The 4,715-nt window shown below is 43.2% G+C and carries 2 protein-coding genes; both read right to left on the bottom strand.

Going from position 1 to position 4,715, the window contains the following annotated elements; all coding sequences use genetic code 11:
* A partial coding sequence (locus F6J99_RS42305) for a polyketide synthase (protein WP_293122744.1) occupies positions 1 to 1,536 on the bottom strand: 1,536 nt, incomplete at its 3' end.
* A gap of 93 nt (positions 1,537 to 1,629) precedes the next feature.
* The coding region (locus F6J99_RS42300; RefSeq protein ID WP_293122742.1) for an SDR family NAD(P)-dependent oxidoreductase at positions 1,630 to 4,715 on the bottom strand (3,086 nt) is incomplete at its 5' end.

Here is a 4,715-nt window from a genome sequence, read left to right as displayed (position 1 = left end):
ATCTGCTAGGGCTAACTCGGGATTAGTTTCTAGATAATTTTGATAATTACTGACCTGATCTTCTAAAGCCTTTTCGGTTTTGGCTGACAGAGTTAATAGATGAACTGGACGTTCAACATTATTCCGACTTTTGACTTGAGAGGGAGCTTCTTCTATAACTACATGAACATTGGTGCCGCTAAAACCAAAAGAACTAACCCCAGCTATGCGACTTTTACCATTTGTCGGCCAAGAGGTCAGCTTAGTTGCGACTTGTACCGGTAATTGGTCCCAATTAATATAAGGATTTGGCTGCTTGAAATGCAGTGATGGAGCTATTTTACGATATTGCAGTTGCAAAACTACCTTCATTAAACCTACAATTCCTGCTGCTCCCTCCAAATGACCAATATTAGTCTTGGCTGAACCAATGATTACAGGTTGCTTCTGAGAGTGAGTTTTACCAAATACCGTTCCTATTGCTCCCACTTCAATAGGGTCTCCCAAAGATGTGCCTGTGCCATGAGCCTCTATATAACTGATACTAGCTGGGTCTACTCCTCCATTTTCCAAGGCTTGACCAATCACTGCTTGCTGAGATGGCCCATTAGGTACCGTCAACCCCCCACTCGCTCCATCTTGGTTCATGGCAGAACCCCGAATCACTGCCAGAATCTTATCCCCATCGGCTACAGCATCAGAAAAACGCTTAAGTATGACCATACCACATCCTTCACCACGGACAAATCCATCTGCGGTAGCATCAAAAGTCTTGCATCGACCATCGGCAGATAACATTCCTGCCTTAGAAAAATTGATGCTAGACCCTGGAGATATTAATGCATTTACTCCTCCCGCTAGAGCTAAATTACACTCTCTATTTCTTAAACTGGTGGTGGCTACATGGATACTGACTAGAGAAGAAGAACAAGCTGTGTCTACTGCTAAACTAGGGCCTTTGAGTCCGAAAAAGTAAGAAATTCTTCCTGATGCTGTACTGTGGGCATTTCCTGAACCCATATAGGCGTCAATGTTTTCAAGGCCTTGGCCGGATATCCTGTGAATGTAGTCATTACTAGAAATACCAATAAATACACCAGTAGAGCTTCCTGTAAGTTTTTGAGGATTTATTCCTGAACGCTCTAAGGCTTCCCAACTCACTTCTAGAAGTAATCGCTGTTGAGGGTCTAGATGAATTGTTTCTTTGGGAGAAATACCAAAGAAATTAGTATCAAACTCTTGTATTCGCTCCATGAAGCCTCCATAACGAGTAGACATTTTACCAGGAGCGGTAGGGTCAGAGTCATAATATTTATTAATAGGCCATCGGTCTGGTGGCACTTCCGTAATCGCATCTACTCCGTTTTGTAAAAGTTCCCAGAAGGCTTCAGGGGTAGATGGGCCTCCTGGAACACGGCAACCCATTCCAATTATGGCGATTGGTTCCTTCCTTTGATTTTCGTACCTTTCTAGTTTTGAGCGTGCATCTTTGAGGGCTTTAATCGCTCTTTCTAAAGGTAAGTTTCGTTCTTTTTTTTGTGTTTGTTTCTCATTCATGTTGTCTTAATAAAGTAAGTTTACAAGTAGTTTTAGTAAGTTGTGTGGGTGTTTGATATAATTTCCAGGTTGACCCACAAAACCTATTGTTATTTAAATTAATTTTTCTAATTCTTCAATTTCTCTAAGAAATGATTCTTCTAATTCAACTTCTGTCAGTGGGCTAGTGTCTGATAACTCGGATGATTTTTCTTCATGTAAGTTAGGCGATCGCAACTCAGTATCCTCTTGTTGAACATCTATTAAGTTTAATTGTTGAGCCAAGTAATCTACTAGCTTATTAAGCTTTGGATAATCAAAAGCCAGAGTCGAAGGTACCGATCGCTTCAAACTACTTTGCAACTTATTCCTCAACTCCACAGAAGTCAAAGAGTCCATACCCAAATCAAAAAACCCTGTTTCCAAAGCAATTGATTCAGGATGACTAATTCCCAACACTTGAGCCACCTGACGACGCACATGAGCCACCAACAACAAACGACGCTCACTAGGTGGTGTAGCCTCTAACTTTAACAGAAAATCTGACTTCGATGGTTCTGCCACCTCCAATATAGTTTCCTGCCAATCCGCCAAAAACCGCCACTGCGTCACTCTCTCCTGCCACAGAGACCAATCAATAGGCATCACCCCTACTTCTACATCCGAACCACTCATCAATAGTTCTAAAGACTCCAATACCTGAGCCGGAGATATTACACCCATCCCCTGCTTATTTGCCCTCACATCTGCACCCCGTTCAGCCGCCTCTCCCACTTGAGAAACTGCTCCCCAATGAATACTCAATCCCGGTAACCCCATAGTTCGACGATAATGAGCCAAACCATCAAGAAAAGCATTAGCAGAGGAATGATTTCCCTGACCCGGTGAACCCAACAGAGATGCTCCCGAAGAAAACAGCACAAAAAAGTCCAATGATTGATTGAGACTCAATTGATGCAAATGCCAAGCACCCTGCACTTTCGGTGCCATCACCCGCTCAAAACTAGACCAACTCTGGTTTTGTAGCACTCCATCAGATAACATTCCCGCCGAATGAATCACTCCTCCTAAGGGTCTATTTGACTCCTCAATTCTCTGCCACACACCTCTGATCGATTCCCCATCAGATACATCGGCTATTTCCACTACCACGGACGCTCCTGCCATTTCTAACTCTGTTATCTTTTCGATAGCAGCATCATCCGGTGAACGGCGTCCTAACAATATCAAATGTTTAGCCCCCTTTGACACCATCCAATTAGCTACCAGTAAGCCCAAACCTCCCATACCTCCTGTAATCAGGTAGCTAGCATCATTACGGAAACTTAAAGGCTTTTGAGTCCCAGCATCAGCAAGTTGTGTTTGACTCACCACAATCTTGCCTATATGTTTGGCTTGCTGCATATAACGGAAGGCATCAATGACTTCCTCTATTGAAAATACCTTTATTGGTGGTGGTTGTAGTAAACCATTTCCGAATTCCTCTTTCAACCCTTGCAACATAGAATTGATTAATCCCGGTTGCTCTATTGACTCTTTGACTAAATCCACCACAAAATAAGATACATCCGGTCTGAGAGCTGCTACTTTGCTTGAATCCCATACTCCTCGCTTGGCGATTTCCACAAACCGACCACTCTGAGTTACCACTGACATACTCTTACTAATAAATTCCCCAGAAGTCAGAGAGTTAAGTACAATATCCACTCCTTGACCTTGAGTTATTTCCATCACCTGGTCAGCAAATTCTAATGTCCGGGAATTCATAATATGTTTAACACCCATATTTCGTAATGCTTCCCATTTGGGCGGACTTGCTGTAGCCAAAACCTCAGCTCCTGCCTGCTGTGCGATTTGAACTGCTGCCATTCCCGTACCTCCGGCACCAGCATGGATGAGAATGCGATCGCCACCCTTAATCTTAGCCAGATGATGCAAAGTATAATAAGCTGTTAAAAAATTAGCTGGAACAGATGCTGCTTCTTCAAAGCTCAAATTTTCGGGCTTAATAACTACATAGGTAGCATCAACAGTTACATACTGACTAAAGCTGCCTTGAGCCATAGCCATAACTAAGTCACCTACTTGAAAATCTTTGACTTGCGGTCCTACAGCTACTACTTCACCCGCACAGTCTCCCCCCATTACAGGCTCTCCTGGATAAATATCCAAGGCTATGAGAACGTCACGAAAATTCAATCCTGTTGCCTTAACTCTAATTTCTACTTCCCCTGCTCCTGGCGAACGTCTAGTAACTGGTTCTAGGATTAAGTTATCCAAACTACCCCTCTGGGAACTTCCTAGTTTGAATGGTTGTGATGGCACCAACTGTTGTGCCACTGGTTGCCGATGATGACTACCCACCAAGCGAGCCACATAACGACCATCCCCACGCCATGCTACCTGGTCTTCCCTATCCTCCGACCAAATTTCTTTAAATAGCGCATCAGCCTGACCCTCTAAAGTCTCCTCTGGGTCTAAATCTATACGAGTACAGTTTAATTCTGGGTGTTCTAAGCTGATTACTTTCCCCATTCCCCACACCGAAGATTGAGCTACTCCTGGTATGACCGGATGATTTGACGGCACAGCTTGAGCACCACTTGTCACTAACCATAATCGAGGAACCATTGATAACCCTGCTTTCACCAATGCTTGTACTAAAGATAGAGTTGTGCCACACCCTAACTTCGATAAACTTCCTAACTCCTCAGAATTAATCCCTTGACCCACTCCGGCTTCAGTCGTCCAACATTGTACCACTCCATACAATGATGGTGACTTCCCTGCCACTATCTCTATTACTTCCTCAAAATCTTTAGCTTGATTAGGATTAATACTAAATTCTCCCGGAGCTATCTGTTGATACTTTTCTCCTGCAAATACTAAAGTACAAACCTCTCCTACTGAGCGGAGTAAAGTAGCTAACTGTTGCCCTACTCCCTGAGAGTCTGCCAGTATCAACCAACTCTTAGAACCATCATTCCTTTTTTCTAACTTCCTTTGAGAGCCTTGAGCTACAATTACCGTTTGCTCTGACAATGTTTCTGCCATTCCCTCCACTTCTGGCATAGTAACTACTTCAGTAAAACCCGTTTCTCTCAAAACATGATGCCATTTGTCTCTACTCAACAAAGGATAATCTGGTCGTAATTCATAATCCCTGAATTTCCACCATCCTTCTAACAGTCCAAATACTA

This window comes from Moorena sp. SIO4G3, from assembly GCF_010692305.1.
In the GTDB taxonomy this organism is placed as follows: domain Bacteria; phylum Cyanobacteriota; class Cyanobacteriia; order Cyanobacteriales; family Coleofasciculaceae; genus Moorena; species Moorena producens_A.
This window is presented reverse-complemented; position numbering and strand designations above follow the sequence as displayed.